Origin of the sequence: Streptomyces sp. NPDC056883 (genome assembly GCF_042788835.1) — a bacterium.
In the GTDB taxonomy this organism is placed as follows: Bacteria; Actinomycetota; Actinomycetes; order Streptomycetales; family Streptomycetaceae; genus Streptomyces; species Streptomyces stoeckheimensis.
In genome coordinates, this window is the sequence record NZ_JBHUBS010000003.1 from 447001 (window position 1) to 463659 (window position 16659).

Here is a 16659-nt window from a genome sequence, read left to right on the forward strand (position 1 = left end):
CGCCCTCGTCCGCACCCGTGGTGACCTGTGTCTTTCCGGTTGTGTCACCGCCTGGGCGGGATGCGCCCGACCCTGTTCGCCCCGGGCGAACGGGCGTTGGGGAACATCGGGACCCTCACGTGCATTGAGTCGGCATAGCTCAACTTCACTGCCGGAGGGAACATCATGGCTTCGACGTCCGTAACGCTCACCCTGCCCGTGCTGCCGCTCGACGACGAGGTCGTGCTGCCCGGGATGGTCGTTCCGCTGGACCTGTCCGACGCCGAGGTGAGGGGTGCCGTCGAGGCCGCGCAGGCGGCTGCCGCAGGTGGCAAGCCGAAGGTGCTGCTCGTGCCCCGGGTCGACGGGACGTACACCGGCACCGGGGTGCTCGGCACCGTGGAGCAGGTGGGGCGGCTGTCCGACGGGGATCCCGGGGCGCTGATCCGCGGGCGCGGCCGGGTCCGCATCGGGGCCGGGACGACCGGGCCCGGGGCCGCGCTCTGGGTCGAGGGGGAGACGGTGGACGAGGCCGTCCCCGATCCGCTGCCCGGGGCCGTCGCCGAGCTCGTCAAGGAGTACAAGGCGCTCGCCACGAGCTGGCTCAAGAAGCGCGGGGCCTGGCAGGTCGTGGACCGGGTGCAGCAGATCGAGGGGGTCGGGGCCCTCGCGGACAACTCCGGCTACTCCCCGTTCCTGACCGTCGAACAGAAGGTGGAGCTGCTGGAGACGGCCGACCCCGTCGCCCGGCTGCGGCTCGCCGTCAAGGCCCTCAGCGACCACCTCGCCGAGCAGGACGTCGCCGAGTCCATCGCCAAGGACGTCCAGGACGGCGTCGACAAGGTCCAGCGCGAGTTCCTGCTCAAGCGGCAGCTCGACGCCGTGCGCAAGGAACTGCGCGAGCTCAGCGGGGAGAAGGAGGGCGAGGAGTCCGACGACTACCGGGCCCGCGTCGAGGCCGCCGACCTGCCCGAGAAGGTACGGGAGGCCGCGCTCAAGGAAGTCGACAAGCTGGAGCGCTCCAGCGACCAGTCCCCGGAGGGGTCCTGGATCCGCACCTGGCTGGACACCGTGCTCGAACTGCCCTGGAACGAGCGGACCGAGGACGAGTACGACATCCGGGGAGCCCGCGCCGTCCTGGACGCCGAGCACGCCGGACTGAGCGACGTGAAGGACCGGATCACCGAGTACCTGGCGGTGCGCAAGCGCCGCTCCGAGCGCGGGATGGGCGTCGTCGGCGGGCGCAGGGGCGGGGCCGTGCTGGCGCTCGTGGGCCCTCCCGGCGTCGGAAAGACCTCCCTCGGCGAGTCCGTGGCCCACGCCATGGGGCGCAAGTTCGTCCGCGTGGCCCTCGGCGGAGTCCGCGACGAGGCCGAGATCCGCGGACACCGGCGTACGTACGTGGGCGCGCTGCCCGGCCGGATCGTACGGGCGATCAAGGAAGCCGGGTCCATGAACCCGGTCGTCCTGCTCGACGAGATCGACAAGGTCGGCTCCGACTTCCGGGGAGACCCGGCGGCGGCCCTGCTCGAAGTCCTCGACCCCGCCCAGAACCACACCTTCCGGGACCACTACCTGGAGGTGGAACTGGACCTGAGCGACGTCGTGTTCCTGGCCACCGCCAACGTCCTGGAAGCCATCCCCGAGGCCCTCGCCGACCGCATGGAACTGGTCCGCCTCGACGGCTACACCGAGGACGAGAAGGTCGTCATCGCCCGCGACCACCTGCTGCCCCGGCAGCTGGAGCGCGCCGGCCTGGCCGAGGAGGAAGTGGTCCTGGAGGAGGACGCGCTGCGCAAGCTGGCGGGGGAGTACACCCGCGAGGCGGGCGTGCGCACCCTGGAGCGTTCCCTCGCCCGGCTGCTGCGCAAGGTGGCCTCCCAGCACGAGCTGGGGGAGCGGGAGCTGCCGTTGCGGATCGGCGCCGACGACCTGCGCGCACTCATCGGGCGGCCGCACCACGTACCGGAGTCCGCGCAGGACCCGGCCGAGCGGCGCACCGCGGTACCGGGCGTGGCCACCGGCCTCGCCGTGACCGGGGCGGGCGGCGACGTCCTGTTCGTCGAGGCCTCGCTGGCCGATCCCGAGACGGGCGCGGCCGGGCTCACCCTGACGGGCCAGCTCGGTGACGTGATGAAGGAGTCGGCGCAGATCGCGCTCAGCTTCCTGCGCTCCCACGGCGCCGAGCTGGAACTCCCGGTCGCCGACCTGAAGGACCGGGGCGTGCACATCCACTTCCCGGCGGGCGCGGTGCCCAAGGACGGTCCGAGCGCGGGCATCACGATGACGACGGCGCTGGCCTCGCTGCTGTCGGGCCGGCAGGTCCGCACGGACGTGGCCATGACCGGCGAGGTCTCGCTGACCGGGCGGGTGCTGCCGATCGGCGGGGTCAAGCAGAAGCTGCTGGCCGCGCACCGGGCCGGGCTGACCACCGTCATCATCCCGAAGCGGAACGAGGCCGACCTGGACGACGTTCCCGCCGAGGTGCTGGCAGGGCTGTCGGTGCACCCGGTGACGGACGTACGGCAGGTCCTGGAGCTGGCCCTGGCCGCGGACGAGGTCGCGGTGGCCGCGGTGGCGTGATCCGGGCGGCCGGTCAGCCGGTCGGCCGGTCGGCCGGTCGGGCCGAGGGCCCGGGGTTCCCCGCTCCGGCGGGGCCCCGGGCTCCCGGCGTACCCGCTGCGAAATACTGGTGGCCCACACACCAGCGAAGGAGCGGGCCGTGCACGGGACCGAAGACCAGGAGTTCCTTGCCCTGGAGCGGGAGCTGTCCGTCTTCCTCCGACGGGCCCGCGCCTCCTCCGGGGAGATGGCGCGCGAGCTGCACCCCGAGCTGGAACCGGCCGCGTACGGGCTCCTCGTACGGCTGGAAGCCGCCGGGCGGCAGCGGGCGACCGAGCTCGCCGCGTACTTCGGGGTCGGCAAGGCCACCATGAGCCGGCAGCTGCGGGCCCTGGAGGTGCTGGGGCTGCTGGCCCGCGAGCCGGATCCGGCGGACGGGCGGGCCTTCCTGGTCGGGCTCACGGAGGAGGGCCGGGAACGCTTCCTGCGGGTCCGGGGCGCCCGGCGCGAGCAGTACATGCGCAAGCTCGCGGACTGGGACCGCGGAGAAGTGGCGGAACTGGCCAGGCTCCTGAACCAGTTGAACGCGGGCGGGGAGTAACACCAGAGCTCGGGCGCGGGCTCGGGCTCGGGTGCGGGCCGCCCGTGCCCCTACAGCTCCACGTAAGCCGCCGACGCGTCGTCGTGGCGCTTGTCGCGGCGGTGCGCCCGGCCCGGGTCCGATTCCAGCGCGCGCACCCGGTCGATCAGCGACTGCGCGCCCTCCTTGTGCAGCACCGCCAGGCATTCGGCCCAGTCGCCCTCCCCGAACGTGTCCGTCCACCGGCTGGCCCCGTCCGTGAGCGCCGCCACCGCCCGTACCTCCGCGCGCGGCGTCCGCCCGGTCACCGCCCGGGCCGCCACCTCCGGGTCGGCGGCGGCGGTGAAGAAACCGCCCTCCGCGTTGCGCAGCTCGTCGGCCGAGGCCTCCGTGCGCAGCCGCTCGCGCGGGATCCGGTCCAGCCGGTCGTCGAGGACGGCGCGCACCTCTCCTCCCGGCGCCTGGAGGAGGAGTACGGAATCCGAGAGCACCAGGTGTTCGACGCAGGACGCGTCCCAGCGGACCACGACCACCGTCGCCTGGGGCGTCCGGACGTGAGAAAGGTCACAGGTGTCGCGGTGGGCGTCCGCGGTGACGCGGATGGCCTCCGCCAGGACCCGGTCGAGGGGCATGTCCCGGCGCGATCCGGACAGTTCGGTCAATCGGCCGCCCAGCCTGGCCGCGAACCACGGCACTCCGTGCGCGCATCCGACCTCGCCCGGAGGCGGGGTGACCCCGTCGAGGGCCACCAGAACTCCGCCGCCCGAGGCGGGGATCGCGGCCGACAGCCAGTCCTCGTTGGGGCGTTCCGGGTTGCCGGGGGCGGAGGAGAGATCGATGCGCATGGGGACATTCTGCCCGCGCGGGGCTCCGTAGGGGCGGGAAGAGCCGGGGAAGGTCCGGACCAAAGTGGGGCGGGTGGGGAGTGAAGGGACTCCCGGGGGCCGCGGGGTGGCTCTCGGCGATGTGGGCGGGCATCCTGCCAAAAGCCGCATCGATCTTTCAACCACCCGTCCACGGTGCGGCCCTGACAGCCGATCGCCGAGTTGGTCGCCAACTCCTCCGTGCTGTTCACTCCTTCGTGTGGCCGGGCGGGCGATGTGCGGCCCTCCTCCCAACTCACTGCGAGGGTCTGAGGCGGTACGGCGGCAGGCGCGCGCGCAAGCGGCGCGTACCGAGCAGCACGTACCCGGCACCAGACAACGAGCACGAGCAGCACACGTAAACAGGATTGCGAGCACCGGTGCAGAAGAAGCGGCCTCGGAAGAACGGCACCGTCGCGAACGGCACCGCACCCGACGGCACCGCACCCGACCGACGAGCCCCCGACGGCCCGGTCGCCGCGACCGCACCCGCAGGGCGCCGCGTCCGCGTGCGCCGCAGGCTGGTCATCGGGGTCGCCGTGGCCGGGCTCGCCGTGCTCGTGGCGGGAGCGCCCGCCGTCCTGTCCGCCTCCGCGGACCTGAAGGACTCCCAGCAACTGGTCACCCTCGCCGACCAGAGCCGGCAGACCCTCACCCTCGCCCACCTGCTCGGGGACGAGCGCGACGCGGTCACCGCGTACGTGGCCAAGGGCCGCCCCGGCGGCGCCCGGGGCGCGCAGGCCGCCGCGGTCCAGGAACGCACCGCGGGCACCGACCGCCAGCTCGCCGAGGTCCAGGCCGACGCGGACGAGGAACTCGCCCAGGCCCTCGGCCGGGTGGGCGCCGTCCGCACCGAGGCCATCGAGGGCAAGGACAGCGCCCTCGCCGCCCACCAGGCCTACTCCGGCGTCATCGCCGAACTCCTCGCACCGAGCGGCCGGCTCGCCGAGCTGACCCCGCCGCGCGCCGCCGACGCCCTCGTCACCGCGCGTCCCCTGGCCGCCCTCGGCCAGGCCGTGGAACAGGCCTCCGCCACCCGCGGACTGCTGCTCGCCGCGCTGTCCGTGCCGGGCGGCGACAAGCAGCCGGGCGCCGCGTTCGTGGACGAACTCACCGCCGCCGCCCAGCGGGCACGCGTACGGGAGCAGGGCGCGCTCGACGACTTCGCGCGGGCCGCGCGCCCCGACGTGCGCCAGAGCCTCACCGCCACCGTCACCGGACCCGAGGTCAAGACGGCCGACGACTACCTCAAGCGGCTCACCGACCGGCCCGCCCTGTCGCCCGCCGACCGCAAGCTCGATCCCGGCACCGTCGGACCGGCCCTGACCGCCCGCGTCGACCGGATGCGCTCGGTCGAGGCCACCCTCGCCGGCCAGCGCGCCACCGCGCTCGCCGCGCTGCGCGACGACGACGTGACCGCGCTGGAGGTCATGGTCGCCTTCCTCGGCGTCCTCTTCCTCCTCACCCTCGGCATTTCCACCGCCATCGCGCGCTCCCTCACCCGGCCGCTGTCGGTCCTGCGGCGCGGCGCGGCGCGGCTGGCCACGCCGGAGGGCTCGGTGGAACCGGTTCGGTTCACGGGCCGCAACGACGAGTTCGCCGAGGTGGTGCGCCACCTCAACGCGGTACGCGACCAGACGGTCTCCCTGCACACCCGGATCGCCGGACTCGACGCCGACCGGCGCCGCCTCATCGGCCGCAACGAGGCGCTCTCGGCCGGCCGGGAGGCGCTGGAGGAAGAGCTCGCGCAGCTGCGGGCGGGGCTGGAAGAGCACCGCCGCATCATGTCGACCACGTCCGTGTCGCTGTCCCTGCGGACGCTGGGGCTCGTCGAGCGCCAACTCGCCGTCATCGAGGAGCTGGAGTCCGAGGAGCCGGATCCGGACCGCCTCTCCACCCTCTTCAAGCTCGACCACCTGGCGACCGTGATGCGCCGCCACAACGAGAACCTTCTCGTCCTCGCCGGCCAGGAACACGGCCACGGGCAGAGCCTGCCGGTGCCGCTGGTCGACGTCATGCGGGCGGCGGTCAGCGAGATCGAGCGCTACGAGCGCGTCGACCTCGGGGTGCTGCCCTCGTACACGCAGGTCGCCGGGCACGCCGCCGACGACATCTCGCACGTGCTGGCCGAGCTGCTGGAGAACGCGACGACCTTCTCGCCGCCCGACGCCAAGGTCAAAGTGTCCGGCTGGCTGCTGGACTCCGGCGACGTGGTGCTCTCCGTCGTCGACGAGGGCATCGGGATCACCGGGGACCGGCTGACGACCCTGAACGAGCGGCTGGCCACGCCGGACGCGTACGACGAGGAGCCCGAGTCGGAACACGGCCTGGGCCTCGGCCTGTACGTGGCCGGCCGGCTCGCGGCCCGGCACGGGGTGAGCGCGGAGCTGCGCGCGCAGCGGCACGGCGGTACGGAGGCGCTGGTCGTCGTACCGGCGACGCTGCTGCCCGCCACCCCGCCGGCCTCGCCGGTCCACACCCTGGGCGCACCGGGCGCACCCGCGCTGCACCTGCCCGGGGTGATCGCGGAGGCCAACGAGAACACCCTCCCCGCACGGGTACGGGGCCTTGCCACCCTCCCGCCCGAGGCCCCGGCGGCGGCCGAAGAGCCGGCCGCGGCTGAGGCACCGGCGGTGCCCGAGCCCCAGGCCGCGGCTTCGGCACCGGTCGTGGAACCGGACCCCGTGTCCTTCCCCGAGCCCGAGGCCGCCCCCGACCCCGCCCCGGTGTCCTTCCCCGAGCCGGAGCCCGCGCACGAGACGGCGCAGGCCTCGGCCGCGGAGCCGCCCGCGCGGGTGGCTCCGGAGCCCGCTCCGGCGGGGTTCGCGCCGCCGGCCGGGCAGCTGCCGCCCACGGAGCAGGTGTTCCGGGTCCCGGCACCGGTCGAGGTCCCCGCCGAGCAGGTGTTCCGCGTACGGCCCCAGGCCCGGGCCGCCGCCGAAGTGCCCGTAGAGCAGCCGCAGGTTCCCGCCCGGGCCGCCGCCGAAGTGCCCGTGGAGCAGCCGCAGGCTCCCGCGGACGTGCCCGCCGAGCAGGTGTTCCGCGTACCGCCGCAGGCCGAGGCGCCTGCCCCGTACGAGGCCGAGCCGGAGGAAGCCCTCACCGACAAGGGGCTTCCCAAGCGGAGCCCCCGCGTGGTGAGCGCCGGACGCGAGGAAGAGGTGCGCCCGGCGCCGGGCCGGGTGGACGCCGACGAGCTGCGCCGCCGGCTCGGCGGGTTCTACCGGGGAGCCCAGGACGGGCGACGCGTCGTGGAGGCCGAGCTCGCGCAGGACCCCCGACAGGGCCCGCCGCAGGACCAGGGGCAGACCGACCGGGGGGACACCGCACAGGAGGCACGCACATGAACGCGTCCAGTACGTACGGACTGAGCTCCCAGGCCCGCAACCTTCAGTGGCTGCTGACCGACCTCGTCGAGGAGGTGCCCGGGGTCAACTCGGTGGCCGTCGTGTCCTCGGACGGGCTCCTCCTGCTGTCCTCCGATCCGGTGGCACCCGACACACCGGCCGCCGCCTCCGCATCCGCCCGGCCCCGCGGCCCCCGCGGAGCGTCCGCCGATCTCGCGACCATCGTCTCCGGCCTCGGGTCGCTCACCACGGGCGCCGCAGCCCTGATGGACGGCGGCTCGGTCAAGCAGACGATGGTGGCCATGGAGCACGGTTCCGTGTTCGTCATGTCCATCAGCGACGGATCGCTCCTCGGCGTGCACGCCACGCCGGACTGCGACATGAGCGTCGTCGCCTACCACATGGCCTTGTTCGTGGGCCGCGCCGGCCACGTCCTGACCCCCGAAGTCCGCAGTGAGCTGCGCCAGTCGATGGAGAACACCCCGTGAGGAGTCCGGCCTCCGACCGGCTGCCGATACGCGGCGCCGACCGCCGTCCCGCCCGTGTACGCCCGTACTCCCTGACGGGCGGCCGCACCCGCTTCACCCAGGTCCTGCACGTCGAGACCTTCGTCGCGGCCCTGGACACCAAGGTGTCCGAGCCGCGCAAGCCCGACCGGATGCCGGAGATGCCGGCGATCGTCGAGGTCTGCCGCCGCATGCGGACGATCGCCGAGATCGCCGCCCTGCTGAAGCTGCCGCTCGGCGTGGTCCGCGTCCTGGTCAGCGACCTCGCCGACCAGGGCAGGATCCGTGTCTACGGGACCGGCCACGGCAGCGGCCGTCCCGACCGCGCTCTGCTCGAAAGGGTGCTCAGTGGGCTCCGCCGTCTCTGAAACCGGCCTCTTCTCCTTCTCCGCGAACCCGGACGCCGATCCGGACGAGCCCGTACAGCCCTGGCAGTACGACCGCTCGCGCGCGCCCGTCGCCGTGAAGGTGCTGGTGGCGGGCGGTTTCGGGGTGGGCAAGACCACGTTCGTCGGTTCCGTCTCCGAGATCCGGCCGCTGCGCACCGAAGCGGTGATGACCGAGGCCGCCGCTCCGACCGACGACCTGTCCGGGACCCCGGACAAGCACACCACCACCGTCGCCATGGACTTCGGGCGCGTCACGCTCGACGACGACCTCGTCCTGTACGTGTACGGGACCCCCGGCCAGGAACGCTTCTGGTTCATGTGGGACGACCTGGTGCGCGGCGCCGTCGGCGGGATCGTCCTCGCGGACACGCGGCGGTTGCGCGACTGCTTCCCCGCCCTCGACTACTTCGAGAGCTGCGGGCTGCCGTACGCCGTGGCCGTCAACCACTTCGAGGGCACGCCTTCGTACGAACCGGAGGACGTGCGGGAGGCGCTGACCATACCGGCGCAGGTACCCGTCGTGATCATGGACGCGCGGCGCCGGGTGACGGTCCTGGAATCCCTGATGACCCTCGTGGGCCACGCCCTCGACACGACCCCCGAATAGAGAACGTCCAGATGCGCAAGATACTCGTCGTCGGCGCCGGCCAGTCCGGTCTCCAGCTCGCCCTCGGACTCCAGGCGAAGGGGTACGAGGTCACCCTCATGTCCAACCGGACGGCGGACGAGATCCGCACCGGGCGGGTCATGTCCACCCAGTGCATGTTCGACACGGCGCTCCAGCACGAGCGGGACCTCCAGCTGAACTTCTGGGAGCAGCAGGCGCCGAAGATCGAGGGCCTGGGCGTCTCCGTCTCCGCCCCCGACGCCGGCCGCGCCGTCGACTGGCTCGGTAAGCTCAAGGGCTTCGCGCAGTCCGTCGACCAGCGCGTGAAGATGGCCGGCTGGCTCGACACCTTCGCGCAGCGCGGCGGGCAGCTGGTCATCCACGGCGCGTCCGTCTCCGACCTGGACTTCTTCTCCCGTACGTACGACCTGGTGCTGGTCGCGGCCGGCAAGGGCGAGCTCGTCTCGCTGTTCGGCCGGGACGCGGCCCGCTCCCCGTACGACGCCCCGCAGCGCGCGCTCGCCGTGTCGTACGTGCACGGGCTGTCTCCGCGCCCCGAGCACCCGGAGACGGAGGCCGTGCGCTGCAACCTGGTCCCGGGCGCCGGCGAGCTGTTCGTGATGCCGACGCTGACCACCTCCGGGCGGGCCGACATCCTGTTCTGGGAGGGGATCCCGGGCGGACCGCTGGACGTCTTCGGCGGGGTGAAGGACCCGGCGGACCACCTCGCGCTGACGCTGGAACTGATGGAGAAGTTCACGCCCTGGGAGTACGCGCGGGCGACGAAGGTGGAGCTGACGGACGCGGGCGCCACGCTCGCCGGGCGGTACGCCCCCGTCGTCCGCAACCCCATCGGGCGGCTGCCCGGCGGCGGGCTGGTGCTGGGCGTGGCGGACGTGGTCGTCGCCAACGACCCGATCACCGGGCAGGGTTCGAACTCCGCAGCCAAGTGCGCGGCCTCGTACCTCTCCTCGATCCTCATGCACGGGGACAACCCGTTCGACGAGGCGTGGATGAAGGCGACCTTCGACAAGTACTGGTTCACCAGCGGCAAGCCCGCGACCCAGTGGACGAACGCCATGCTCGGCGTCCCGCCGGAGCACGTGCTGAACCTGCTCGGTGCGGCCGGGCAGCTCCAGCCGGTGGCGGATCGATTCGCCAACGGCTTCGACAACCCGGCCGACTTCGACGCGTACTTCTACGACCCCGAGGACGCGGCGGACTACCTGGCGGACGTCGCGGGCGCGGTCTCGGCTTCGGATTCGGGCTCGGTCTCGCCGGAGTAGCCCGTATCGTCCCCGGCCGCCGCGGCCCCGCCCGTCTCGGGCAGCGGCGGCGGGGTGAACGCGCGCAGCGGCGCCCCGTCGGGGTCCGGCCGTACCGCGCCGAGCAGCGGATTCGCGGCGATGGGCGAGACCTTCACCTTCGCGCCCGGGCGGGGCGCCTGGATGACCTTGCCGTCGCCGACGTACAGGGCCACGTGGGTGGCGGTCGGGAAGTACACCACCAGGTCGCCCGGGCGCAGTTCGTCGAGCGGTACCCGGGGCAGCCGGGCCCACTGCTCCTGACTGGTCCGGGGGATCTCGCGGCCCGCGTGCGCCCAGGCCTGCGAGGTCAGCCCGGAGCAGTCGAAGGAGGCCGGACCCTCGGCGCCCCAGACGTACGGCTTCCCGATCTGGGCGGCCGCGTACGTGAGGGCCGTGCCGCCGGCCGCGGTGGGGTTGCGGAGCGGCGGCGCGCCGCCGCTGCCCAGCTTCCCCGAACCGATCAGCTCCCGCTGCGCCGTGGCGGTGTCCTCGGCTTCCCGGGCGTCGAGCTCGGTGAGCTGGGCGGGGCTGAGCGAGGCCAGCATCCGCTCGACCTCCTTGAGCTGCGTGGCGGCCTCCTCCTTGCGCTGCTTGGTGTCGGCGGCCAGCTTCAGCTCGGAGTCCAGCGCCTTGCGGGCGGCCGTGGCGAGACGGTCGGCCTGCTTCTCGCCCCGGGTGAGCCGGTGCAGCGCGGCGGCCCGCCGGGCACCCTCGCGCTCCGCGACCCGGCGCTGGTCCAGGGCCCCTTGGGGGTCCCCGGCGAACAGCATCCGGGCGTACGGGGAGAACCCGCGGCCCCCCTTGTACTGCTCGCGCGCCAGTCTGCCCGTGGTGGTCTGGGCGTCGGTGACGGCGGTACGGGCCCTGCCGAGCTCGGTGCTGAGCCGGCTCTCCTCGCGCTGCCGGGCGGTGAGGGCGGTCTCGGCGGCGTTGTAGGCCTCGGTGGCCTGCTCGGCGCGCTGGTAGAGGCCCTGGAGGCGGGTGAGGAGGACACCGACGGGTTCGGTGGGGGTGGCGGGAGCGTCGGGGGCGGTGGGGGCCGCGGCGGCCGCGGGGGTGTCCGGCGCTGCCGGGGTGTCCGGTGCGGCGGGCGTCTCCGGTACTGCGGGCGTCTCCGGTGCGGCGGGGGCGGCGGGCTCGGCGTGGGTGACGGGGAGCGGGCCGGCCGTGACGAGGGCTGCGGCGAGGCACGCGGCGCGAAGCAGCCGACGTCTGCGTCGTCGTGACATGGGGTCACCTCCTGGCGGCCGATGCTGCCATGCGCGGTATGACAAATCGCCCACCCGGGGCGGCCGTGCCGCTCCGCTCACCCGGTCGGCGTACGTCCGCCGGCCGGACGCGATGAAACGCTTGACGCGACTTTCGCCAAGTACGGGGTGAGGGGCCGACGGGGCCTCGTTGACCAGGGGAGGGACCGGGGTGAACAGCGCACACGAGGACGGCGCGGGGGCGGGCGGCGCGCCGGCGGGGAGCAGGGGGAAGGACTCCGGATGGGCGGGGGCCGGCCCACCGGACCTCCGGACGCCGGAGGGGTTCGGCGCGTTCTACGAGGAGCACATCGACGCCGTGCTCGGGTTCGTCACCCGGCGGGTCACCGACCCGCACCTGGCGGCGGACCTCACGGCCGACATCTTCCTCGCCGCGCTGAAGGACGCGGCCGGCTATCGGCCCGACAGGGGAGTGCCGATCGCCTGGCTCTACGGCATTGCACGCAACGTCCTGGCGAGCCACGCCCGTGCGGGCGCCCGCGAGCGCGGAGCGCTGCAACGGCTCAGCGGCCGCAGGCTGCTCGACGACCAGGACGTGGCGGCCCTGGAGGAACGGATAGACGCACAGCGGGCCTTCCGCGACCTGGCCGAGCGGCATGCCGCCCTGTCGGAGCCGCTGAGGGCCGCGCTCGACCTGGTCGTGGTCGACGGCCTCACCCCGGCCGAGGCCGCCCAGGCCCTCGGAGTCACCCAGGCCACCATCCGGGTCCGCCTGCACCGCGCCCGGCGCGCGCTGCGGACCCCCGAGGATCCGCACGTCCCCGCCCCGGCGCAGCAGTTGGAGGTAGCACGATGAGCACCAGGCCCACTGCGTTCGAGGAGCGCCTGAAGGCGGAGCTCGTGGCGATAGCCGCCGACCGGGAGGAGTCCGGCGGAGGGGTGGGGCTCATTACCCGCCCGCCTGCCCGGCGCCTGCGCATACCGCTCGCCGTCGGGCTGGCGGCCGCGGCGGCCGCGGGCCTGATCGCCCTCCCGGTCATGGGGGACCAGGGAGGTTCGTCCGCCGCGTACGCGCTGAGCAAGAGCGATGACGGCACCATCGTCGTCAGACTCTTCAACTCGGAGGGACTTCCGGGCCTGGAGCGGGAGCTCCGGCGCCTGGGTGTGCCGGTGGCCGTGATCCAGCAGAAGCCGGTCGCGGAATGCGACGCGCCCGGCGGCGGGTTCGACGGACCGGTCTGGAACGAGGAGCGTCAAGCCTGGGAGCCGTTCGAGGACGTCCTCGACACGAGGGCTGACGAGCCCGTCCTGAGGATCAACTCCGAGACGGTGAAGCCGGGGCACACCCTGGTGCTCGTCAGGCCGGTCAAGCCGTCCAGCGACCCCATGAACGACCACATGGGCTTCGGCACGATGGAGACCTCCAGGCTGCCGTCCTGCATACCCGACTACACCAGTGCCCTCGACCCGAAGCTGGTGCTCGACGCCCCCCGGGAGGGGGCGGCAGGAGGCACCCCGAAGTAGCTGCTCGGGCCGCGCGGTCCGGGTCAGCCGGCCAGTAGGCGGGCCTTGGCCGCCGAGAACTCGTCCGGGGTCAGCAGGCCCTCGCGGGCCAGGGCGGCCAGCTGGGTCAGGCGGTCCGTCAGATCGGCTCCGGGGGAGACCGGTCCGGGGGATGCCGGGCCGGCGTGCGGAGCGGGGCGGGCGGCTGCGGGCTCCCGGCGGGCGGAGGGGGCCGCCGGGGGCGAGGGGGCCGGGCCGGGGCGTGTGTCCGGGGTCGCGTCGGGGGGCGTGCCCGGGGCCGTGCCGTCCTGGGGCTGGGGGGCCGCAACCGCCGCCGGGTGCTGGGCCGCGTCCCAGACGTAGGCCCCGCGCGCCAGGATTCCGCGCAGCAGGGGGTGACCCGAGGGGCGCTGGGAGGGGTTCACGACGGAGCCGATGGGGCGGATGAACATCAGGCCACCCCCAGCCGGTCGGCCGGGAGGCGGACCGCTCCCGCGATCCGGCCGCCCGCCGCGCGGACGGCGATGGCGGCATCCTCTGCCCATACGTGCTCGACGACCAGGAGGAGGGCGCAGCTGCCGCGATCCATCAGTTCAGCCGATTCCCTGACGTCCTCGGGGCCGATCAGCGGGGCCGCCTCCCGGTGGGCGAGCAGGCCCCGGAGTTCGACGAACTCGTCGAACTCCGCCGACAGCACCTCGCCGCCGGCGGTCTTGGTGGCCACCAGCCCGTCGACGAGCCGCACGACCCCGGCCTTGCGCAGTCCCATCACCGCCTCGACCGCCGCGACCCGCAGCTGTTCTTCCGGAAAGGCCAGGACGATGAACTCCGCAGGTCCCATGGAAGGAGACTCCTGATCCGCTACTGATCCGCTACTTCGCTTCCGACCGGTTCTGACGACTCTTCGGCACACTATGACATAAGCGGACATACGGCCCGGCTCCTTGCTACGTTTCCCCGTATGACCGCTCTGACGGCGAAGGTGACGGAACCCGCCCCGCCACCGCCACCCGACGCCCGTGCGCCCAAGCGTCGTGGAGTCGAGCTGTCGCTGCTCTTCGGCGCCGTCCTGATCGCCGTCCTCGGCCACCTCTACGTGGGGATCGCCACCACCGGCAGCATCCCCGCACCCGCCGCCCACTACGCCGCCGGCCTCGCCGTGGCCGCGCTCGTCGCCCACCTCGCCGTCCGGCTGTTCGCCCCGTACGCCGATCCGCTGCTGCTCCCGATCGCCGTCCTGCTCAACGGCCTCGGCCTCGTCCTCATCCAGCGCCTCGACGTCGCCACCCCCGGCCGTGCCACGGCCGGTGAGCAACTGCGCTGGTCGGCCCTCGGAGTGGTGCTCTTCGTGCTCGCCCTCGCGCTACTGCGCGACCACCGGGTGCTGCAGAAGTACGCGTACCTGTCCGTCGCCGTCGCACTGGTGCTGATGCTGGTGCCCGTCTTCTTCCCGGCCGTGAACGGCGCGCACATCTGGATCCGGTTCGCCGGGCTCTCCTTCCAGCCGGGGGAGTTCGCCAAGATCCTGCTCGCCGTCTTCTTCGCCTCCTACCTCGCGGCGAACCGCACCGCCCTGGCCCTCACCGGGCGCATCCTCTTCTGGAAGCTGAGGCTGCTGCCCGGCCGGGTCCTCGGCCCGATCCTGGCCATCTGGCTGCTCTCCGTCGGCGTGCTCGTCCTGGAGCGCGACCTCGGGACCTCGCTGCTCTTCTTCGGACTCTTCGTGATCATGCTGTTCACGGCCACCGGCCGGATCGGCTGGATCGCCATCGGGCTGCTGCTCGCGGCCGTGGGCGCGTACGCCGTGGGGACCTTCGAGCCGCACGTGAACAGCCGCGTGGAGGACTGGCTGAATCCTTTCGCCTCCATCGAGCGCGGCGAAGGCCCCGGCCAGCTCGCCCAGTCGCTCTTCTCCTTCGGGGCCGGTGGACTGCTCGGCGCCGGGCTCGGCCACGGCCAGTCCTTCCTCATCGGCTTCGCCGCCAAATCCGACTTCATCCTCGCCACCGCCGGAGAGGAGCTCGGCCTCGTCGGCCTCACCGCGATCCTGCTCCTCTACGGGCTCCTCGTCGCCCGCGGTTTCCGCGCCGGGCTGGCGCTGCGCGACCCCTTCGGGCGACTCCTCGCCACCGGACTCGCCTCGATCGTCGCGCTCCAGGTGTTCGTCATCGCCGGCGGAGTCACCGGCCTGATCCCGCTGACCGGCATGGCCATGCCCTTCCTCGCCCAGGGCGGCTCCTCCGTGGTCACCAACTGGATCATCGTCGCCCTCCTCGTCCGGCTCAGCGACAGCGCCCGCAGGCCCGGACCGGCCGAGGAGGCCGACGCGTGATCCGCTACATCCGCTGGTGCGCGTACTTCTGCGCCCTGCTGCTCGTCGCCCTGCTGGTCAACGTCGGTCGCGTACAGGTCTGGGAGGCCGCGGGCTACGGCGCGAACCCGGCCAACAAACGCCCCGCCATCGAGCGGTACGCGGAACCGCGCGGGGACATCACCGTCGACGGCCGTCCCGTCACCGGCTCCCGGGACAGCCGCCAAATCCTGCGCTACGAGCGCACGTACAAGAACGGACCGCTCTACGCGCCCGTCACGGGCTTCGCCTCGCAGACCTACGGGACCAGCTTCCTGGAACGCGCCGAGGACCAGGTCCTCTCCGGCACCGACCCCGGGCTCTCGGCCTTCCCGCTCTGGTACGAGCTCTCGCGCGGCCGCCCCGGCGGCGGCGACGCCGCCACCACCATCCGGGCGAACATGCAGCTGGCCGCGTACACCGGGCTCGCGGGCAAGCGGGGCGCGGTCGCCGCCGTGGAACCGGCCACGGGCAAGATCCTCGCGCTGGTCAGCAGCCCCTCCTACGACCCGGCGGTGCTGTCCGGCACCGGGCCCAAGGTCAAGGAGGCCTGGGAGAAGCTCAACGCGGACCCCGCCAAGCCGATGCTCAACCGCGCCCTGCGCGAGACGTACCCGCCCGGCTCCACGTTCAAGATCGTGACGGCGGCCGCCGCCCTCGACGCGGGCGTGGTCACCGACGTGGACGCGCCGACCGAGACCCCGGACCCGTACCCGCTGCCGGGCACCAGCACCCTGCTGCCGAACGCCGGCACGGGCTGCGCCGACGCCTCGATGGCGGACGCGGTGCAGTGGTCGTGCAACACGGTGATGGCGAAGATCGGCGTACAGGTCGGGCTGCGCGGGATGACGGAGGCGGCCCGGCGGTTCGGCTTCAACGACGCGGGGCTGCGGGTGCCGGCCTGGGTGTCGCGGTCCAACTTCGACACCGACATGAGCCCCGACCAGCTGGCCCTGTCCTCGATCGGCCAGTTCAACACCAAGGCCACCCCGCTGCAGATGGCGATGGTGGCGGCGGCCGTCGCCAACGGCGGGGAGCTCAAGGCCCCCTACCTGGTGGACCGCACGACCCAGGACGACGGGGACCCGGTCCGCCGGGCCGACCAGCGCAGTCTCGGCCGGGCCATGACCCCGCTGACCGCGATGCGGATACAGGAGCTCATGGTGAAGGTGGTGGAGAACGGCACCGGCCGCAACGCGGCGATCCCCGGCGCCGTGGTCGGCGGCAAGACCGGCACGGCCCAGCACGGCGTCGGCAACGCGGGTACCCCGTACGCCTGGTTCATCTCCTGGGCCAAGCCGCAGGGCGGCCGTCCGCCGGCCGTGGCGGTCGCGGTGGTCGTCGAGGACGCGTCGGCCGTCCGCGGGGACATCAGCGGCAACGGCGCGGCCGCGCCGATCGCCCGGGCGGTGATGGAGGCGGCCCTGTCGGCCCGGTGACGGTTGCCCTCCGCACGGG

General features: G+C 73.5%; 15 protein-coding genes. 11 read left to right on the top strand and 4 right to left on the bottom strand.

Features of this window, described 5'->3' with window-relative positions:
* Positions 1 to 165: 165 nt before the first annotated feature.
* Both lon and ACFRU2_RS11065 read left to right on the top strand, forming a co-directional pair.
* Positions 166 to 2562, top strand: a complete 2397-nt coding sequence (lon, locus tag ACFRU2_RS11060) for an endopeptidase La (RefSeq protein WP_382970483.1) — start codon at positions 166 to 168, stop codon at positions 2560 to 2562.
* A 139-nt stretch (positions 2563 to 2701) separates the two neighbouring features.
* The gene (locus ACFRU2_RS11065) at positions 2702 to 3142 is read left to right on the top strand and encodes a MarR family winged helix-turn-helix transcriptional regulator (RefSeq protein WP_243336175.1); all 441 of its coding nucleotides are present in this window, start codon (positions 2702 to 2704) and stop codon (positions 3140 to 3142) included.
* Positions 3143 to 3192: 50 nt separating this feature from the next.
* Here ACFRU2_RS11065 and ACFRU2_RS11070 read toward each other — a convergent pair whose 3' ends face one another.
* A complete protein-coding gene (locus ACFRU2_RS11070) occupies positions 3193 to 3966 on the bottom strand; it encodes a hypothetical protein (RefSeq protein ID WP_382970486.1) in 774 nt (257 codons plus the stop codon).
* A gap of 398 nt (positions 3967 to 4364) precedes the next feature.
* Here ACFRU2_RS11070 and ACFRU2_RS11075 point away from each other — a divergent pair, with 398 nt between their 5' ends.
* From ACFRU2_RS11075 to ACFRU2_RS11095, 5 genes are read left to right on the top strand one after another with little or no spacing between them, the layout of a single operon-like run.
* Positions 4365 to 7331, top strand: a complete 2967-nt coding sequence (locus ACFRU2_RS11075; RefSeq protein WP_382970489.1) for a nitrate- and nitrite sensing domain-containing protein — start codon at positions 4365 to 4367, stop codon at positions 7329 to 7331.
* Positions 7328 to 7819, top strand: a complete 492-nt coding sequence (locus ACFRU2_RS11080; protein WP_382970491.1) for a roadblock/LC7 domain-containing protein — start codon at positions 7328 to 7330, stop codon at positions 7817 to 7819. Before ACFRU2_RS11075 ends, ACFRU2_RS11080 begins: the two co-directional genes overlap by 4 nt.
* Positions 7816 to 8205, top strand: coding sequence for a DUF742 domain-containing protein (locus tag ACFRU2_RS11085; RefSeq protein WP_382970494.1), 390 nt, complete (start codon positions 7816 to 7818; stop codon positions 8203 to 8205). Before ACFRU2_RS11080 ends, ACFRU2_RS11085 begins: the two co-directional genes overlap by 4 nt.
* Positions 8186 to 8833: an ATP/GTP-binding protein gene (locus ACFRU2_RS11090; protein ID WP_382970497.1), complete on the top strand. Its 648-nt coding sequence runs from the start codon at positions 8186 to 8188 to the stop codon at positions 8831 to 8833. Before ACFRU2_RS11085 ends, ACFRU2_RS11090 begins: the two co-directional genes overlap by 20 nt.
* A gap of 11 nt (positions 8834 to 8844) precedes the next feature.
* Positions 8845 to 10119 (top strand): styrene monooxygenase/indole monooxygenase family protein, encoded by a 1275-nt coding sequence (locus ACFRU2_RS11095; RefSeq protein WP_382970499.1) that lies wholly within the window; start codon positions 8845 to 8847, stop codon positions 10117 to 10119.
* Here ACFRU2_RS11095 and ACFRU2_RS11100 read toward each other — a convergent pair.
* Positions 10056 to 11369, bottom strand: coding sequence for an NlpC/P60 family protein (locus ACFRU2_RS11100; protein ID WP_382970502.1), 1314 nt, complete (start codon positions 11367 to 11369; stop codon positions 10056 to 10058). The genes ACFRU2_RS11095 and ACFRU2_RS11100 overlap by 64 nt on opposite strands.
* Before the next feature lie 190 nt (positions 11370 to 11559).
* Here ACFRU2_RS11100 and ACFRU2_RS11105 point away from each other — a divergent pair, with 190 nt between their 5' ends.
* Both ACFRU2_RS11105 and ACFRU2_RS11110 read left to right on the top strand, forming a co-directional pair.
* Positions 11560 to 12204, top strand: coding sequence for an RNA polymerase sigma factor (locus ACFRU2_RS11105; RefSeq protein ID WP_382970505.1), 645 nt, complete (start codon positions 11560 to 11562; stop codon positions 12202 to 12204).
* Positions 12201 to 12872 (top strand): hypothetical protein, encoded by a 672-nt coding sequence (locus tag ACFRU2_RS11110; RefSeq protein ID WP_382970508.1) that lies wholly within the window; start codon positions 12201 to 12203, stop codon positions 12870 to 12872. Before ACFRU2_RS11105 ends, ACFRU2_RS11110 begins: the two co-directional genes overlap by 4 nt.
* Before the next feature lie 23 nt (positions 12873 to 12895).
* Here the strand turns inward: ACFRU2_RS11110 and ACFRU2_RS11115 are convergent, their stop codons facing one another.
* Positions 12896 to 13303 (bottom strand): SHOCT domain-containing protein, encoded by a 408-nt coding sequence (locus ACFRU2_RS11115; RefSeq protein WP_382970511.1) that lies wholly within the window; start codon positions 13301 to 13303, stop codon positions 12896 to 12898.
* Positions 13303 to 13692, bottom strand: coding sequence for a DUF6325 family protein (locus tag ACFRU2_RS11120; protein ID WP_274549540.1), 390 nt, complete (start codon positions 13690 to 13692; stop codon positions 13303 to 13305). Before ACFRU2_RS11120 ends, ACFRU2_RS11115 begins: the two co-directional genes overlap by 1 nt.
* Positions 13693 to 13812: 120 nt before the next feature.
* On the opposite strand from ACFRU2_RS11120, the gene ACFRU2_RS11125 reads away from it, so the two are divergent.
* Positions 13813 to 15183, top strand: a complete 1371-nt coding sequence (locus ACFRU2_RS11125; RefSeq protein WP_382970515.1) for an FtsW/RodA/SpoVE family cell cycle protein — start codon at positions 13813 to 13815, stop codon at positions 15181 to 15183.
* Positions 15180 to 16640, top strand: a complete 1461-nt coding sequence (locus tag ACFRU2_RS11130) for a penicillin-binding transpeptidase domain-containing protein (RefSeq protein ID WP_382970517.1) — start codon at positions 15180 to 15182, stop codon at positions 16638 to 16640. Before ACFRU2_RS11125 ends, ACFRU2_RS11130 begins: the two co-directional genes overlap by 4 nt.
* Positions 16641 to 16659 lie beyond the last annotated feature (19 nt).